This window comes from Rhodoferax sp., from assembly GCF_028689305.1.
Classification (GTDB): Bacteria; Pseudomonadota; Gammaproteobacteria; order Burkholderiales; family Burkholderiaceae_C; genus Rhodoferax.
On the sequence record NZ_JAQTWM010000007.1, the window covers coordinates 13,532 to 30,642 of the forward strand.

The 17,111-nt window shown below is 60.1% G+C and carries 11 protein-coding genes; 9 read left to right on the forward strand and 2 right to left on the reverse strand.

The features are described from left to right. Positions 1-695 (forward strand): TetR/AcrR family transcriptional regulator (locus PHW99_RS02715; protein ID WP_300173564.1); only part of this gene is annotated, 695 nt, incomplete at its 5' end. Between the two features lie 141 nt (positions 696-836). Then, entirely contained in the window at positions 837-2,891 is a 2,055-nt protein-coding gene (locus PHW99_RS02720; RefSeq protein WP_300173566.1) for an FAD-dependent oxidoreductase, read from the forward strand. A 24-nt stretch (positions 2,892-2,915) separates the two neighbouring features. Here the strand turns inward: PHW99_RS02720 and PHW99_RS02725 are convergent, their stop codons facing one another. Continuing rightward, entirely contained in the window at positions 2,916-5,288 is a 2,373-nt protein-coding gene (locus PHW99_RS02725; protein WP_300173568.1) for a penicillin acylase family protein, read from the reverse strand. A gap of 54 nt (positions 5,289-5,342) precedes the next feature. Beyond that, a complete protein-coding gene (locus tag PHW99_RS02730) occupies positions 5,343-6,512 on the reverse strand; it encodes a M20 aminoacylase family protein (RefSeq protein WP_300173570.1) in 1,170 nt (389 codons plus the stop codon). A gap of 882 nt (positions 6,513-7,394) precedes the next feature. Between PHW99_RS02730 and PHW99_RS02735 the strand changes: the two genes are divergently transcribed. The 7 genes from PHW99_RS02735 to PHW99_RS02765 all read left to right on the forward strand — a co-directional run bounded on the left by PHW99_RS02735 (position 7,395) and on the right by PHW99_RS02765 (position 17,111). Then, positions 7,395-9,779, forward strand: a complete 2,385-nt coding sequence (locus PHW99_RS02735) for a TonB-dependent receptor (protein ID WP_300173571.1) — start codon at positions 7,395-7,397, stop codon at positions 9,777-9,779. 215 nt (positions 9,780-9,994) lie between these two features. Then, positions 9,995-11,545, forward strand: coding sequence for an ABC transporter substrate-binding protein (locus PHW99_RS02740; protein WP_300173573.1), 1,551 nt, complete (start codon positions 9,995-9,997; stop codon positions 11,543-11,545). An 18-nt stretch (positions 11,546-11,563) separates the two neighbouring features. Next, positions 11,564-12,538 (forward strand): ABC transporter permease, encoded by a 975-nt coding sequence (locus PHW99_RS02745; RefSeq protein WP_300173575.1) that lies wholly within the window; start codon positions 11,564-11,566, stop codon positions 12,536-12,538. Next, the gene (locus tag PHW99_RS02750; protein WP_300173577.1) at positions 12,535-13,377 is read left to right on the forward strand and encodes an ABC transporter permease; all 843 of its coding nucleotides are present in this window, start codon (positions 12,535-12,537) and stop codon (positions 13,375-13,377) included. The genes PHW99_RS02745 and PHW99_RS02750 overlap by 4 nt, the downstream gene beginning before the upstream one ends. Then, positions 13,374-15,005, forward strand: coding sequence for an ABC transporter ATP-binding protein (locus PHW99_RS02755; RefSeq protein ID WP_300173579.1), 1,632 nt, complete (start codon positions 13,374-13,376; stop codon positions 15,003-15,005). Before PHW99_RS02750 ends, PHW99_RS02755 begins: the two co-directional genes overlap by 4 nt. Next, positions 14,995-16,407, forward strand: coding sequence for an amidase family protein (locus PHW99_RS02760; RefSeq protein WP_300173581.1), 1,413 nt, complete (start codon positions 14,995-14,997; stop codon positions 16,405-16,407). Before PHW99_RS02755 ends, PHW99_RS02760 begins: the two co-directional genes overlap by 11 nt. Next, positions 16,404-17,111: a DJ-1/PfpI family protein gene (locus PHW99_RS02765; protein ID WP_300173583.1), complete on the forward strand. Its 708-nt coding sequence runs from the start codon at positions 16,404-16,406 to the stop codon at positions 17,109-17,111. The genes PHW99_RS02760 and PHW99_RS02765 overlap by 4 nt, the downstream gene beginning before the upstream one ends.

Sequence of the window (17,111 nt, forward strand, 5' to 3'; positions counted from 1 at the left end):
CACAACCGAGCCGTCAACATCGATTGGCGGGCAATATCATGGCCAGTGAACGAATCGAAGCCAAACGCGCTGCACTGCGCAAGCGCATCATTGAAGTGGCGCTGGAAGCCTTTGCTTCTCGCGGCTTTGAGGCCACAACCACTGTTGATATTGCTGATACGCTCCAAATGACGGGGCCATCGCTGTACCACTACTTCCGCACCAAAGAGGAATTGCTCTATGCCTGCATGGACTTTGTCCTCGAACAACTTCATGCTGATGTCAGCGTAGCGGCCGCGAGTGAAGGTACGGTGCAGGAACGTATGGTTCGCGTTGTGCGGGCTCAACTCAAGGTCGAGTTGGGTAGCGGGGGCGCGGCATCACTGGTCAATGCCCACTTGTATGGCCCGCAGTACCTGACGCAGGTGTTGCTACCCGAGCGAAGTGAGGCCTTGCGCGAACGCCAGCGTCTGCTTGTGAAGGTGTTCCTTGACCTCATCAATGAAGGTGTCGCCAATGGTGAGTTTGTGGTGGCGGATGCCCGCATTGCGACGTTTAATGTGCTGGCGGTACTTCAGTATTCCAGTGTCTGGTATCGCCCACGCAAGGGCCAGCGCTTGGCCGACTTGATGGATGCGCAGGTGGCAGCTGCCTTGCAGCTCCTTGGCATTGCGCCGCAGCCTGCTGCAACGCCTGCGCGCAGTGCGCGCAAATAAGTTTCGCTCACTCAAAACAAAACGCTCAGGCGACTCCTTCAAACAGGATTCAGGTTGAATACAAATCTTGCAACCCCAGGCATCCCTGGGCCAACAGCGGGTACATGGCGTGACCCACGCTTTGACATTTTGTTTGAGCCTGTGCGTATTGGCCCTGTGATCTCCAAGAATCGCTTCTACCAGGTGCCGCATTGCAATGGCATGGGCCATGGCAAACCCTCTACCTTGGCGGCCATGCGTAGCGTGAAGGCTGAAGGCGGCTGGGGTGTGGTTTGTACCGAAGAGATCGAGATCAGTCCGCATTCCGAAATTGCTCCCAATTTCGAAGGTCGTCTGTGGGATGAGCATGATGTCCCAGCGCTGCTACTGATGACCCAGGCGTGCCATGAACACGGTGCACTCGCCGGGATTGAACTGATGTTTAATGGTTATGCAACCCCCAATCGTTACAGTCGCGAGATACCGATGGCCCCATCCCACCTGCCGGTGCGCCATCTCGACCCGGTTCAGGCAAGGGCCATGGATAAGCGTGACATTGCCAACGTCAGGCGCTGGCATCGTAACGCTGCCCTGCGTGCCCGCGACGCGGGCTTCGATCTGGTTTACGTATACGCGGGCCACGATCTGGGTCTGCCCATGCACTTTATTTCGCGCCGCACCAATCGGCGCACCGATGAGTATGGCGGCAGCCTGGAGAACCGGGTGCGCTTCTTGCGCGAACTGATTGAAGACACCAAAGACGCGGTTGGAGACCGCTGCGGCGTGGTGGTGCGCCTGGCGGTTGACCAGCTGCTTGGTCAAGGTGGCATCACGGCCGAGTCCGAAGGGCGCGACATCATTGCCATGTTGGCCGAATTGCCGGACCTCTGGGACGTGAACATTGCCGATTGGTCCAACGACAGCATCACCGCTCGTTTTGCCGAAGAGGGCTATCAGGAGCGCTATATCAGCTTCGTGAAATCCGTGACTACCCGTCCGGTGGTGGGTGTGGGTCGCTACACCTCGCCCGACGCGATGGTCTCGGCGATTCGGCGCGGGGTGATGGACATGGTGGGTGCAGCCCGGCCATCGATTGCCGACCCGTTCCTGCCCAACAAGATCAACCAGGGCCGCACCGACGAGATTCGCGAATGTATCGGCTGCAACATCTGCGTGACCGGCGACAACCTGTGTGTGCCGATTCGCTGCACGCAGAATCCGACCATGGGTGAGGAGTGGCGTCGCGGCTGGCATCCTGAACGCATTGCGCCAGTGAATGCCAAGCAGGCCCAGGAAACTGCGCTGGTGATCGGGGCTGGCCCGGCTGGTCTGGAGCTGGCACGGGCATTGGGTCAGCGCGGTGTGGAAGTCATGCTGGCCGAGGCCACCCGGCAACTTGGCGGGCGGCTGATCCACGAAGCTGCGCTGCCAGGGTTGGCATCGTGGATGCGTGTAGTGGATCACCGTGTGCACCAGCTTAAGCGCATGCCCAACGTCACCATTGCGCTGGAGAGCCCGATGAGTGCCAGCGAGGTACTTGACTTCGGCTTTAACCGGGTGTTTGTCGCCACGGGTGCGCACTGGCGCAAAGACGGCCTGGGCCGTCAGCATCGCCAGCCCCTTGTTGACCCGACACTGCCCCAGGTTTTCAGCCCCGACGATGTGTTTGCCGGGGCCATGCCGAGCTCGCCGGTGCTGGTCTACGACGATGACCACTATGTGATGGGTGGCCTGCTTGCCGAAAAACTGGCCCGCGCCGGGCTGGAGGTTCACTTCGTCACGCCTGCGGCCAAAGTCTCGGAATGGACGGATATGACGATGGAGCAGGCACGCATCCAGGGCCGACTGCTTGAGTTAGGCGTGCATCTTCACACCGCAGTCGAAATCGTGGGAGTCAGTCCCGCAGGCACTGGCCTTGCAATTCAGCTTGACAGCATCTACACCAGCGCTCGACAGTCGGCATTGAGCTGCGCCAGCTTGGTGCTGGTGACGATGCGAGACCCCTGCGACGAGCTTTGGCGGGAGTTGCTGGCAAAACGGGAACTCTGGCACGAATCGGCTGTGCTGACGGTCGAGTGTATTGGCGACGCCTGCGCACCCGGTACGGTGGCCGCGGCGGTTTATGCTGGTCATAAAACTGCGCGTGAGTTTGACAGCGTGATCACTGATCCTGATGCAGTGCCTTTCAGGCGCGAAATGATCAGGATTGAATCCTGATCGTTGACTCAATGCCGTGACGGTTCAATTTTTCTGACTGTTGAGGATCACGGTCTCACCGATTTGCGCAGCGCTGATGTCTGTATCGTAAAACACGATGTCGGCCAGTGATTCGCGTGAATATACCTCGGTCATGTCCGCATAGTGCGGCGACTGGGGATTGGTCGATTGCGAGAACGTGACCAGAAAGCGACCCTCGACACGCCCCGGCTTGAGCGACACGATGTGCATGTAGCCGTCTCCATTGCGCAACTCGGTCACCCCTTGGCCAGGCGTGAACTGCGAGGGGCGGGTCAAGTGGTAGCCAAAATACGAGCCGGAGATGGGCAGCCGACAGCCAGCACGGGTCACGCTGCGCACCTCGCTCAGCGGTGCATTGATGGGCACTTGGGCTGACTGAAAACGCCACAACGCACGCGCCAGGGCTTGCCGTGTTTCTTCGCTGGGCAGAAAACCGCGTGGTGTGTGGATGGGGTCTTGCACAGAAAACGGCACACGCCAGTAGCGAGATGCCAACACCAGGTCAACGGTGGGGGTCACCTCAAGCTCAGAGATGAACTCGGCGAACAGCGCAGAACCACAAGACTGCAAGGTATCGGCCCGATCCCATGCGGCCAGGGCTTGACAGGCCGGTGTCAAGTCCATCACGTCGGGCATGCCCACTGCGGGTGGCGCGTGGTGGGCCTGTGGGCGATGAACACCACACTGGACAAGCATCTGCGTCATCTGGATGAGGGGATTGGCCTGGCAGTCGGCCAGCACGTCGTCCAGAATCAGTTCGGCCATCAGGTTGCGCGAGCTGAAAAACAGCCGCTCCCACTTGTGTGGCGTAGCACCTGGGGAGCCCGTCACGGCGCTGCCCTGTTTGATCTGCTGCATGTAGAGGGCCGCCACCCGGGTGCGTTCACCCCGCGCCGTGTGTTCGCTGCCAATCACCCGTGCATAGCCTTCAAGACGGCTCTCAGAAGTCACCGAGGCCACCCAGTGGCTGTCATTGGAGTTGAACGTCATATCGGTGCGGATCATCCACGGCTTGTCTGCCGGTGGCAGGATGCCGGGCTGCACCTCACGCACATCGCGCGTCCAGGCCGCGGCCGGGTCTGACCCATTAAGCACCGTGGCATCGGTCAAGTCCATGTAAGCCCGTGCCGGGCTGGTCACCAGGCAGCGCTCCAACTGGGCATCGGTGATGTTGGCCACCACGGAAATGTTCGAGTAATAGACTTCACCCGTGGTGTCTGCCGCGGTGATATGAGACCAGGGCGAACCTTGGTACTTGAACTGCGAGTCACGAATTTCACGCACACTGCGCGCGCGTGAAATGTCAAGAAACTGATCGGCAAAACGGTTGTTGCCCAGATTCGGGTCGGCAAAGGCATAGGCCAATTGCTCGTTCCATGGCAGGTACTGGCCTTTGACGATGGGGCCGTAGCGGGTTTCCCAAAAGACGCGCCGCACCGGGCCGGCCAGGGTTTCAACCTCCACCGTCACCGGGCGCATGGCTTCGATCTGATCACCGATTTGGTAGCGGGTCGGGTCGCTCGGGTCCAGTTTCAACTCGTACAGGGTCGAGCGTTTGTCATTGGCATGGGTCAGGCCCCAGCCGACGTGCTCGTTAAAGCCCATCAGCGGGAACGGCAAACCATAGGCGGTTGAGCCAAACACATTGAGTTCACCGTCCACGATCAGGTGAAAGGCGTGCAGCCGCTCGGTGCCGTGCCAGAAGTAATGCGGGTTGGAAAAGCTGATGCCGCCCACGCCACCTTCGACCATGTCACGGCCAAAGGCGGCTGAGTTCGAGCCGCCGCGCAAGGTTTGAAATTCGGCCAAACGCAGCGCCGTGTCGGTCGGCGCTGCGACTGCCGCCACACTGGCGGGCGGACTGGCGGCCAGCATTTCGCGCAACATGATCAACGAGGTTTCGAGAATCGGGAAATGCGCGATGCGCCGCCAGACATCGTCCTCGGTGATTTCACGAAACCAGGCACAGGCGCGGCAGGATTCCCCTGGCAGCGGTGCGCTGTTCACATGGTGATTGAAGCCCCGCACATAACCCCTCACCAGCGCCTGCACCTGTGCAGATGCCCCCGCCTTGGTGCGCTCAATGACCGATGCTGGCAACAAATAGCGGTAAGCCGCATCACTGTCCACATTGCGGATGTCACTGCCCGCAAACACATCAAAGTAGCTGCCGTCGGCAGGCATGGCCCGGCTGCGCTCACCGGCAATGGTCACCATACGCTCAACCACCGAAGCCAGGTTGTCGCGTGCCAGAGCCCAGCCATAGCCAAAACCCGCACCGTGGTAGTCGCGGGCGTGGATGTGGGCAACACCCAGCGGCGTGTAGCGGACTTCGACATCGTGGCCCAGATCAACGGGCTGCGGGTTTGATTTCATGGGTTTGGTTTCTCATGTGATTTCGGTGAAAGGGGTTTGCGGGGGAGTGAAGCGTCAGGCTTGCAGGAAGCGTTCCGCCAGCAGGCTCCAATAGGCCGCGCCGACCTCGATGTTGCGGTCATCAAAGTCGTAGCCGGGGTTGTGCACCATGCAGGCGTTTTCCCCTGCACCATTGCCAATCAGCAGAAAACTGCCTGGGCAGTGATCCAGCATGATGGCAAAGTCCTCGCTGCCCGCCACCGGTTCACCCTGCAAAGTCACCCGCTCGGGGCCGACCAGCGCCAGCCCCACCTGGCGCGCCAGGGCCGTCTCGGCCGGGGTGGTCACCATCACCGAATAGCCGCGCTGGTAATCCACCTCGGCGCGTACCCCAAAACTTTCGGCCTGCGCCTGAACCAGGGCGCAGATGCGCCGTTGTAGCAGCTCGCGCACCTCCCGATCCAGAGCCCGCACGGTCACGGTCAGGCTGGCGGTGTCTGGAATCACGTTGCTGGCCGTGCCTGCACTCATGGCCCCGACACCAACGACGGCCATGCGCCGGGGATCAACATTGCGCGACACAATGGTTTGCAAGGCCATCACGATGCTGGCACAGGCAATGATCGGGTCGGCGGCCAGGTGCGGGGCCGTGCCGTGCCCGCCAGTGCCGTGTAAAGTGATCACCACTTCATCACACGAGGCGGTGGCTGGCCCGTCAAAGAACACCAGATGCCCCTGGGGAAAGCCCGGCATGTTGTGCATGGCGTAAACCGCATCACAGGGAAAGCGCTCAAACAGGCCGTCTTCGATCATCAGCTTCGCGCCACCCGGCCCTTCCTCGGCCGGCTGGAAGATGAGGTTGAGCGTACCGTCGAACTGGCCTTGTTGCGCCAGGCAGCGGGCCGCAGCCAGCAGCATGGCCATGTGCCCATCATGGCCGCAGGCATGCATGTGGCCGGGCGTGCGGCTGGCATAAGGCAGGCCGGTGGTTTCGAGAATCGGCAGGGCATCCATGTCCGCCCGTAAGCCCAGGCGCCTACTGCCAGTCCCCCGCTTCAACTGAGCAACGAGGCCCGTTCCTGCCAACCCCCGAGTGACTTCGTAACCCCAGCTCATAAGCTTGTCGGTCAGTAGATCGGCGGTGCGAACTTCCTTGAGTCCCAGCTCAGGATGAGCGTGGAGGTCACGACGCAGTTCCACGAACTCATCGAGATGCTGTTGTAGAAAGTCAAGAATGTGTTTCATCGGAAGTTATTTCAGTGAGTGTTTGATCGGAGTAGGTTCTGCCACGGACGAACATATTTGGACGCGTAAGCGGGGTGCAGTAGATCGTCACACTCGATATGGCTAGCAAGGCAGAGAGAAATATCATCACTGCGAACTATTTCTGGGCAGTAGCAACATCAAGGTTCTCTGACAACATTCGTTCAGTGCTTCAGTTTTCCTATAGCTTCCTCTTGACGATTTGGCTGCTGGCCCGGCAACCTGTCTGCGGCCATTGGAGCCAATGATGGCAGGCATAATGAGTTTACTACCATATTAAAAATTTATCAATTGATAAATAAATTGTAGATTGAACGCGGGAAGAATGAAGCAACTCGTGGCCGATGAGGTGCCAGCTTGCGGGCACGCTACATTTGCCGTTGATCTTGGATGCATTGAGTGAAGTCAGCGCTGGCATCAGCGATGTGGTCCCCTTGGGCATCTATCTGAAAGACAACGTTGACTTTCCGGTAAGCACCCACGCACAGTCCAGAGTACCCGAGTCGATTCGATCAACCTGCATCTCTATGCAGGTCAATTTTGTCCGTTCCGAATTTCAGGTGAAGCTGGAAGCAAACGCCATTCCCGGACCTTCCATCTGGTGCCGCTACCCAATCCTAAGCTGTATACACCCATTTGGAATGTGAGTCGGGTTGGTATGCCTGCATCAGTAGCAGGCAAAAGGTTGCCCCTTTTTGGTGCCAGCACTCGTCAAAACCGAAGTTCACCGTCAAGCAGTTCATCAGAACTCATCGACATCGGGCAGGAATTTTTTCCTTTCATATTACCAATAAGTAAAAATACTATTGACTCGTAAATATTTAGATGGCATTGTAGACACCCCCAACCTGGAGGTTTTCTATCGTGCGCATCGCTCCTTCACTTCGTTACTTTTCCCCAACTCTGATCGCTCTCGTAGCTCACTCAGCTTTCGCCCAGTCGACACCAACCACACCCAGCGCCAGCGCCGAGGCAGAAGGCGGCGAGCTGCAGACAATTTTTGTTACCGCTCAGCGGCGCAATGAACGCATTCAGGATGTGCCGATCACCATGTCTGCCTTTAGTGCAGGCACACTTGAACAACTCGGAGCAGTCAAACTTGAGGATGTTGCCAACTCGGTTTCAAATGTGTCCATGTTCAAAATGGCGTCTGGCCAGCCCACCTGGGTTATTCGTGGCGTAGGACTCACTGACTTCAGTCCCAACAACACACCAACGGCTGCCGTCTATCAGGACGATGTTTACCTCACCTCCAATGCGATGAGTCAGCTCTCAATGTTCGATATTGAGCGCGTCGAGGTGCTTAAAGGTCCGCAGGGCGGTATCTATGGGCGAAATGCCAGTGGTGGCGCCATCAAAGTCATGAGCGTCAAACCCGAATTCGGGGCCACCCAGCAAAGCGTTTCCATGGGTGTTGACAACTGGAAACGGGCGCGCGTCAGCGGAAGCTTAGCCACCACACTCAAACCTGACGTTGTGGCCACGCGTATAGCGTTCAATGCGACCACCGGAATTGGCAGCGATGTTGGTCCGTACCAACTTGTCAATTACGACCGCCATTACGGTTCCCCGAACAGTCTGGCGCTTCGGGTATCCAATCTGTTCAAGTTGTCAGCGGAAAATTCGCTCACGCTGATTGTGGATGCGGCGCGTGATAAAAGCGAAACGCCGCGCCTGACAGCACTTGGGGTTTATGCTGTCCCCCCACCTTTGGCACAGAGGATTTGCGCCCCGCTTTTGGCGGGACAAATTGACAATGTCAACTGTGCATCTTATGCCCAGTTGACGCAAATATTCACCACTGGTACTAGCAATCAAAGCCCGTCTCGAGCCACGCCGGGTCAGTCCTCGTTGTCTGACCCCTATGGTCAATTCAATGTCACCAACACTGGCGCGACGCTACAGGGGCAGTTCAAGCTTGGTGGCCTTGATCTGGTGAGTATCACCAACCTGCGCAATATGAATTACGGACGCAGTCTTGACGGCGATGCGTCTCAGGGGGAGTATGCGCATTCAGATCAAATGACGCATTTCAATGTTGGCTCGCAAGAACTTCGGCTTCAACAGAACAATGGTGACTTCAAGTGGTCGAGTGGTCTGATTTATGCGCAGGACAATCTGCACGAAGATCGCTCGTTCCTGTTCCGGGATGCCAAGTTCAAAGTCAGCAGCTTTGCGGCCTACGGTGTGCGCAATGCATCTGAACTTATTGCTTCCTTGCGTTATGACCAACGCACCCAGTCCAGTTCGGCATTTGGCCAGTTTGACTGGGCCTTCAAGCCACTTTGGAGCCTGGGGGGATCACTACGCTACACCGACGAAACCAAGACCTATCGCAACGGTGGTTTCGGGTTTGATCAGCACAGCGGTCCCATTGCAGCCGCCGTGCTGCCCATTGCCAGCAACACGCTTCAGGCCGACTACCAGCTTGCTAACCACTGGTCAGGCGGTTTGAACCTGCGCTGGCAGCCTGATCGCCAAACCACGCTGTACACCTCGCTGCAACGTGGGTTCAAAGTGGGGGGCTTTTTCGGCGGATTTCCGCTCAATGGTACAGCGGCCATCTTGCCTTACAAAGAGGAGACCAATGACGCCTTGGAACTCGGGATCAAGTGGGCGGCGCGCAATGGCAAATACGGTGTTAACGCAGCCGTCTTCGCCTACAACTATCGTGATGCGCAGGCATTTACCACGGTATACAGCAGCCTGCTCAACGGCCCCGTCACACGTTTGGACAATATTGGCCGTGCGAAGCACCTGGGAGCTGAGATCGAGACTTTCTGGCGACCGACCGATGCCTTGCGTCTGGATGCTTCGGTGGGTTACCTCAATGCAAAATTCCTCGATGACAAACCCTATTACACAAATGACGGCAAGATCGCAAGCTACCAGGACCAGCAGCGCATATATGCCCCAAGGTGGAGTTGGACACTGCGTGGTCAATACGACGTTCCACTGACCAGCGGGGCCAATGTGCGCTTAAGCATGGATATCAATGGTCGCACCGACGCCAGTCAAGGTGCCGGGTCCCCGGTGGACGCGGCACTACAAGCGTTGCCAGGCTACACCCAGGTCAATGCCCGCGTGGCCTACAGTTCGGCTGATGACCGCTGGCAATTGGCGTTTTATGTCAAAAATCTGGCAAACACAGCGGTCATTCTTTCTCCTGCTGCGGATGGTCTCAGTGGCTACGAGCGTATGTACGGTGAGCCGCGCACATTTGGCCTGGAAGGGCGGTATTCTTTCTAGCCAATCCGGCATTTCCATGCCACCCATGCGATGGCCGTTCTCTTCAAGAAGAGGAAAACGTGTCATCGGTGTCCGAGTCGAAAGACACCTGTTGAATGTGGGTTTCTTTGACATTGATAAATATTTACTAAATGATTAATTTTTAATTTATTGGTAGTATTTCATGTGGCATCATATGAACCATGATTTGCGACTAACAATTGGTGATGATTTTTATGAAACTTAATCGACGTGACTTTCTCGCCGCGGGCTCCCTGGCCTGTGGCATCGCTCTGCCAGCCTGGGCACAAAACGCCCGCAGCCTCAACATTGCGATTCATCCAGAGCCGCCCACACTGCTGGCCGCCTTCGGGGGTGTCGCACAGGCGCAAATGATCAATGGCAATATTTACGAAAGCCTGCTGCGTTTTGACGAGAAACTGCAGCCACAAGCCAATCTGGCCACCGAATGGACGGTCTCCAAGGATGCGCTGACCTACACCTTCAAACTCAAGCGTGGTGTCACCTGGCATGACGGCCAACCGTTTACCGCCGCCGACGTGGTCTACACGGCCGATATCTTCATGCGCCAGCTCAATCCGCGCTTCAGATTGATACTGCAGCTGATGCAAAGCATCAAGGCTTTGGACACCCACACGGTGGAGTTCCGGCTGAATTACCCTTACCCGCCGTTTCTGCAATTTTTTGACGTCAACGGTTTTCCGGTGGTGCCCAAGCACCAGTTCGAGGGGGTCGATCTTTCACGCCCGCCCGCGCTCAAACCCATCGGCACCGGGGCCTACAAGTTCAAGGAATGGCAGCGTGGCTCGTTCATCCAGCTTGAGCGCAACGCGGCCTACCACGTCGCTGGTTTGCCGACGGTGGAGAACGTCTATTTCCATGTGATTCCCGACGCGGCCTCGCGGGTGGCGGCTTTCGAGTCCGGCCGCATCGACGTGCTGCCAGGCGGATTGGTCGAGTTCTTTGATGTCGCACGCCTGTCCAAGCTGCCTGGCGTAGCTGTCACCACCAAGGGCTGGGAAAAGTTGACACCGCTGTCCATGCTGTGGATCAATCACCGTGTTCCGCTGCTGCAGGACGTTCGCCTGCGCCAGGCCCTGATGCACGCCATCGACCGCGATGCCATCGCCAAGGTGGCCTGGCAGGGCTTTGCCACACCGGCCAACGGCCCGTTGAACCACCTGACGGCATTTCACACATCCAATGTGCGAGCCTACCCGCATGACCCCGCCAAGGCCAAAAAGCTACTGGCCCAGGCAGGCTACAAAGGTGAGCCAGTACGCCTGCTCGGGCTGCCCTACGGCGAGATATGGACACGCACGGCCGAAATGGTCAAGCAAAACCTGCTGGCCGCAGGCTTCAACGTGCAGTTGGTCAGCGCCGATCTGCCGGGCACTGTCGCACGCCAGGCGAACTGGGACTTTGACCTCGCGTTCACCTACTTCTACCAATACGGTGACCCGGCACTCGGCGTGGCACGCAACTACGTCAGCAGCGAAATCAAGAAGGGCTCCTCCTTCAACAACGTGGGCGGCTATCAAAGCGTCAAGGTAGACGCGCTGTTCGAGCGCGGATCGCGCGAAATCGACCCGAAGAAACGTGCCGAGATCTACACCGAAGTCCAGCGCACCATGGTCGACGATGTGGCCGCCGCCTGGTTGCTGGAGCTGAACTTTCCGACCGTTTACCGCACGCGCATCGACAACCTGGTCAATAGTGCGCTGGGCCTGAACGACAGCCTGGCACGCGCGAGCCTGCGCAGCTGAGGCAGGAACGCCAGCAACATGAACAAACTCTGGTTCATCACACGCCGCCTGCTTCAAGGTGTCGCCACCCTGCTGCTCATTGCCATGCTCAACTTCATGCTGATCCGCATGGCTCCGGGTGATCCGGCCATGGTGATGGCGGGTGAGGCGGGCGCAGGCGACGAATTGTTTTTGCAACAGTTGCGCCAGCGCTTCGACCTGGATCGTCCGCTACCGGCCCAGCTTGCCAGTTACCTCGGCCATTTGCTGCACGGTGATTTGGGTGATTCGTATCGCCAGCAGCAGCCGGTACTGGACTTGATCATGGAGCGCCTTCCCGCAACCCTGCTGCTGACCGGAACGGCGCTGGCTCTTTCGCTGCTGCTCGGGGTGTCGCTGGGAGTTTGGGCCAGCGCCCGTGTGGGCACCTGGAAAGACAGCGCCATTTCCGCCCTGGCCACGCTGTTCTATGCCACGCCGCTGTACTGGCTGGCGCTGCTGGCGGTGCTGGTGTTCTCGGTCTGGCTACCCTGGTTGCCGCCGTATGGCCAACAGACTGTGGGCGCAGGCTATACCGGGCTGGATCATGTGCTGGATGTGGCACGCCACCTGGTGTTGCCAACAACGGTACTGGCCATGTTCTACATGGCGATTTATGCCCGCATGACGCGAGCCTCCATGCTCGAAGTGGCCAGCCAGGACTTTGTGCGGGTGGCGCGTGCCAAGGGTCTTTCCCCCGGGCGTATCCAACGCGCCCATGTCTTGCGCAATGCGCTGCTTCCGGTGGTGACCATGGCCGGGATGCAGGCCGGTGCCATGGTGGGGGGGGCGGTGCTGATCGAAACCGTGTTCGCCTGGCCTGGCATTGGTCGGCTGCTGTATGACGCGCTGGGTCAGCGCGACTACAGCCTGCTGCTGGGCACTTTTTTATTCACTGCGGCGCTGGCCGTCGCCTTCAACGTGGTCACCGACCTGGTGTACACGCTGGTTGACCCACGCATCGAACTCTCATGAACAACGGTTTTTGGCGGCGCTTTAGGCGCAATCGTGCAGCGCTGCTCGGCTCTGCCCTTTTGGTACTGGTGGCACTGTCTGCACTGGGGGCCCCCTGGCTGGCTGGCAACGACCCCTGGGTGATGGTGCAGCAACCCTTTCTGGCACCTGGTGCCATCCAGGGGCTGCCCATGGGCTCGGACGCACTCGGGCGCGACGTGGCCGCCGGCTTGCTCTACGGCGCTCGGGTGTCCATGCTCATCGGGCTCACGGCCACGGCGGTGGCGCTGCTGCTGGGCATTGGCCTGGGAGCCATCGCCGGGTATCACGGTGGCTGGGTTGATGCGCTGTTGATGCGTTTCACCGAACTGTTCCAGGCGGTACCAGGTTTTGCCTTTGCGGTGGTGTTGGTGGCGATTTTTCAGCCCTCGGTGCAGTCCATTGTTGCGGCGATTGCCATCGTCTCCTGGCCGCCAGTGGCTCGCTTGGTGCGCGGTGAGTTTTTGACCCTGCGTGGCCGTGAGTTTGTGGCCGCCGCCCAACTGGCCGGGCAAAGCAGCAGCAGAATCATCTTCACACAGATTCTGCCGAATGCGGTTTCTCCCATCGTGGTGATGGGCTCACTGATGGTGGCCAGCTCGATCCTGCTGGAATCGGCCCTGAGCTTTCTCGGCCTGGGTGACCCCAACGTGATGAGCTGGGGCTACATGGTGGGGGCGGCACGCACTGCGTTGCGCCAAGCCTGGTGGGTGGCGATGTTTCCGGGCCTGGCGATCATGCTCACCGTGCTGTCACTGAACCTGGTCGGCGAAGGCCTGGCCGATGGCCTGAACACCCGACTGGATGGGAGAACACGATGAGCGCACCGTCTGTGTTGCAAGTGCAAGGCCTGTCGATCCGCCTGCCCGCCGGGGCGGATCGGGCGCTGGCGGTTGAAGGTGTCAGTTTTTCACTGAGCGCGGGTCAAACCCTGTGCCTGGTGGGCGAAAGCGGATCAGGCAAGTCGATGGTGGCCAGCGCCCTCATGGGGCTGCTGCCCAAGCCGCAGGTGGCCCCGGTGGCCGGGCGCATTATGTTTGAAGGGCACGACCTGCTGATGCTGGGCGAAACCGAGCTGCGCACACTGCGCGGCCAGCGCATCGGCATGGTGTTTCAGGAGCCCATGACCTCGCTGAACCCGGTGATGCGTATTGGCGAACAAATCGGCGAGGTGCTCGATGCCCACTGCCCCCTGCCCGCCGCGCAACGGCAGGCCCGCATCCTCAGCGCCCTGGCCGACGTGGGCCTGCCCGAGCCCGAGCTGATCGCCCAGTCCTTCCCGTTTCGATTGTCAGGCGGCCAGCGCCAGCGTGTGATGATTGCCGCCGCGCTGGTGCTGGAGCCGGTGCTGCTGATTGCCGATGAGCCCACCACGGCGCTGGATGTGACCACCCAGGCCCAGATTCTTGAACTGATGCGTGAACTACAGCGCCGCAAAGGTATGGCGCTGCTGTTCATCACGCATGACTTTGGCGTGGTGGCCGAGATTGCCGACCAGGTGGTGGTGATGCGCTTCGGGCAGGTGGTCGAATCCGGCCCGGCGCAGGCGGTCTTGCGTGCGCCCCAGCATGCCTACACCCAGGCGTTGATTGCCGCTATTCCGCATGGCCGGGCTCGCAAAAGTAGCGCGTTCGAAGCCGCGCCGCTGCTGAAAGTGCAGGGCTTGTGTAAAACCTACCGCACTGCGGGCAGTCTGCTGCGCCGGGGGCGTGAGGTGCCGGCAGCGCAAAATTTGAACTTCACCCTGTTCCAGGGCGAAACACTGGGTATCGTCGGCGAATCGGGTTCGGGCAAGTCCACGCTGGGCCGCCTGCTGACCGGGCTGATGGCCAGAGACAGTGGGCAAATCCAGTTTGAGGGCCGCGAACTGGCCGCTGAACTGCGGCATCGCCCGGCATCCGAGCGTTCGCGCATCCAGATGGTGTTCCAGGACCCCTATGCCTCTCTCAATCCGCGCCACACGGTCGGGGCTGCCATTGCCTGTGGCCCACTGGCGCAGGGACAGCCTCGGCACGAAGTCAACACATTGGTGCTGGAGTTGCTGAACAAGGTGGGCCTTGGCCCGGACGCTGCCGAACGTTACCCCCATGAATTCTCGGGTGGCCAGCGCCAGCGCGTTGCGATTGCCCGGGCACTGGCGCTGCGCCCGCAACTGCTGGTGGCCGACGAGCCGGTGTCGGCACTTGACGTGTCGGTACAGGCCCAGGTGCTGGAATTGTTTGAACAACTGCGGCGTGAGTTCCAGCTCAGCATGGTGTTCATCACGCACGATCTGCGCGTGGCAGCCCAAATGTGTGATCGGATCGCGGTGATGCACAAGGGCAGCATTGTCGAGATCGGCAACACCGCCAGCGTGCTGGGTCGGCCACAGCATGCCTATACGCGCGAGCTGATCGCCGCCGCGCCCAATTTTGCCCTGTGTCCGAAGGAAATGACGCATGCCGCCTGAACTTGAAACGCTTGATGCGGTCGCCACGGCGCAGTGCGTACGCAGCGGCCAACTGTCCGTTCTGGAAGTGGTTGAAGCGGCCATCAAGCGCCTGCATGCACGCAACCCGGCACTGAATGCCGTGATCGACAGTTGGGAAGACGAAGCACTGGAGTGCGCCCGTGGCGGAGTCTCGATGGGCTTGTTGGCCGGTGTTCCCTTTTTGCTGAAAGACACGGTGGATTACCCTGGGCGGCGCTTTGCCAAAGGCTCCCGGTTGCGCAAAGAGGTCATGGGCAGCAGCCTTGACCCGTGGGTGGCTGCCATGCAGGCCCAGGGGGCGATTTTTCTCGGGAAAACCAACACCCCCGAGTTTGGCCTGATGGATGTCACCGAGCCCATGGCCTTCGGGCCGACGCTGAACCCGTGGCGCGCGGACGTGGCCAGCGGCGGCTCCAGCGGCGGCAGCGCAGCGGCGGTGGCGGCACGCATCACACCGATTGCGCATGGCAGCGATGGCGGTGGGTCGATCCGCTACCCGGCGGCTTGCTGCGGTGTGTTCGGCTTCAAACCGACGCTGGGGCGCACCACCACGCCGCAACCCGAGTTTGACCCGCGCCTGCGCTCTGTGGTGGCCTCGCACGCGCTGACCGTGAGCGTGCGCGACAGCGCCCTGGCATTGGCGATTGCCGAGTCGGCGTGCCGGGGCACAGTTGGCCAGGTGGTTCAGCCCTGGGCGGGCAAACCACGCCAACTCAAAGTGGCGCTGATCACGCAGCCGCTGCACGGCGGGCCGCTGGCCGGTGTTTTTGCGGCGGCGATGGCACACGCCGCCGAGCTGCTGCGTAGCCTGGGCCATCAGGTGGTTCCCTGCGACTGGCCGATGGACGCGCCAGCCTTGCATGCAGCATTCTTTGACCGCTGGGCCTGGTCGGTTCACCGCGAATTTGCGGGCGTGCCCGAGGTGCAGCGCAAAAGTTTCATGGAAGGCATGGAGCCCTGGACGCAGGGGCTGGCACGTGAGGGCGCGGCCCTGGCCCCCGAGCGGGTCGAGGCCATGGTGCAAACCTGTCTGCACGCCGGTGCCCAAATGACGCAATTCCACCGGGAATGGGACATCCTGATGACCCCCATCTCCGCCGAGCACCCGGTGCTGCTGGGCCAGCACGCGCCCGACCTTGACTACGCCACACTGCACGCCCGCGTCAGCCGCAACGTGGCCTTCACGCCGCTGCAAAACATCACCGGGCAACCCGGCATGTCGGTGCCCTTGCACTGGACTCCCGACGGGCTGCCGGTGGGAGTGCACTTTGCCGCAGGCGCACACGGCGACGAGCTGCTGCTCCAACTGGCCTACCAACTTGAAGCTGCACAACCCTGGGCGCAGCGCTTACCCCCCACCCTGACACAAGGACTCCCATGACCCTTCGCCATGTCGCATTGTTGACTTACCCCTCCATGACAGCCTTGGACCTGATTGGCCCGCACCACATTCTGTCGATGGTACCCAATGTGCGCGTGCACCTTGTCGCCAAGACGATGGACCCCATCACCAGCGACCTCGGCCTGGTGATCACGCCCAGCATCACGTTCGACGACTGTCCGCAGCAGTTGGAAGTGCTGTTTACCCCTGGTGGCACACGCGGTACGCTGGCTGCCATGGAAGACGAGGCTACCCTGGCCTTCATGCGCGAGCGCGGCCAGCAGGCCCGCTGGGTGACCAGCGTCTGCACCGGATCGTTGATTCTTGGTGCGGCCGGGTTGCTGCAAGGTCGTCGTGCCACGTCGCACTGGGTCGCACGCGATTTGCTTGCACACTTTGGGGCGATTCCGGTGGATCAGCGGGTCGTGCGTGACGGACCTGTGCTCACCGGGGCAGGTGTGACGGCTGGGCTTGATTTCGCCTTGACGCTGGCGGCTGAGATGTCGGACACCGCACACGCGCATAAGATTCAACTCGTGGCTGAGTACGACCCAGCACCTCCCTTCAATGCGGGTTCACCCGCGAGCGCAGGGCCGGCGACGACAGATGAGATGCGTGACATGCTCTCACCTTTTCTGGCAGCGGCGACAGAAACTGCCAAACGCTGGGTTCCTTGCGCTGCTGCATCAGCGACTCCGGTCTAG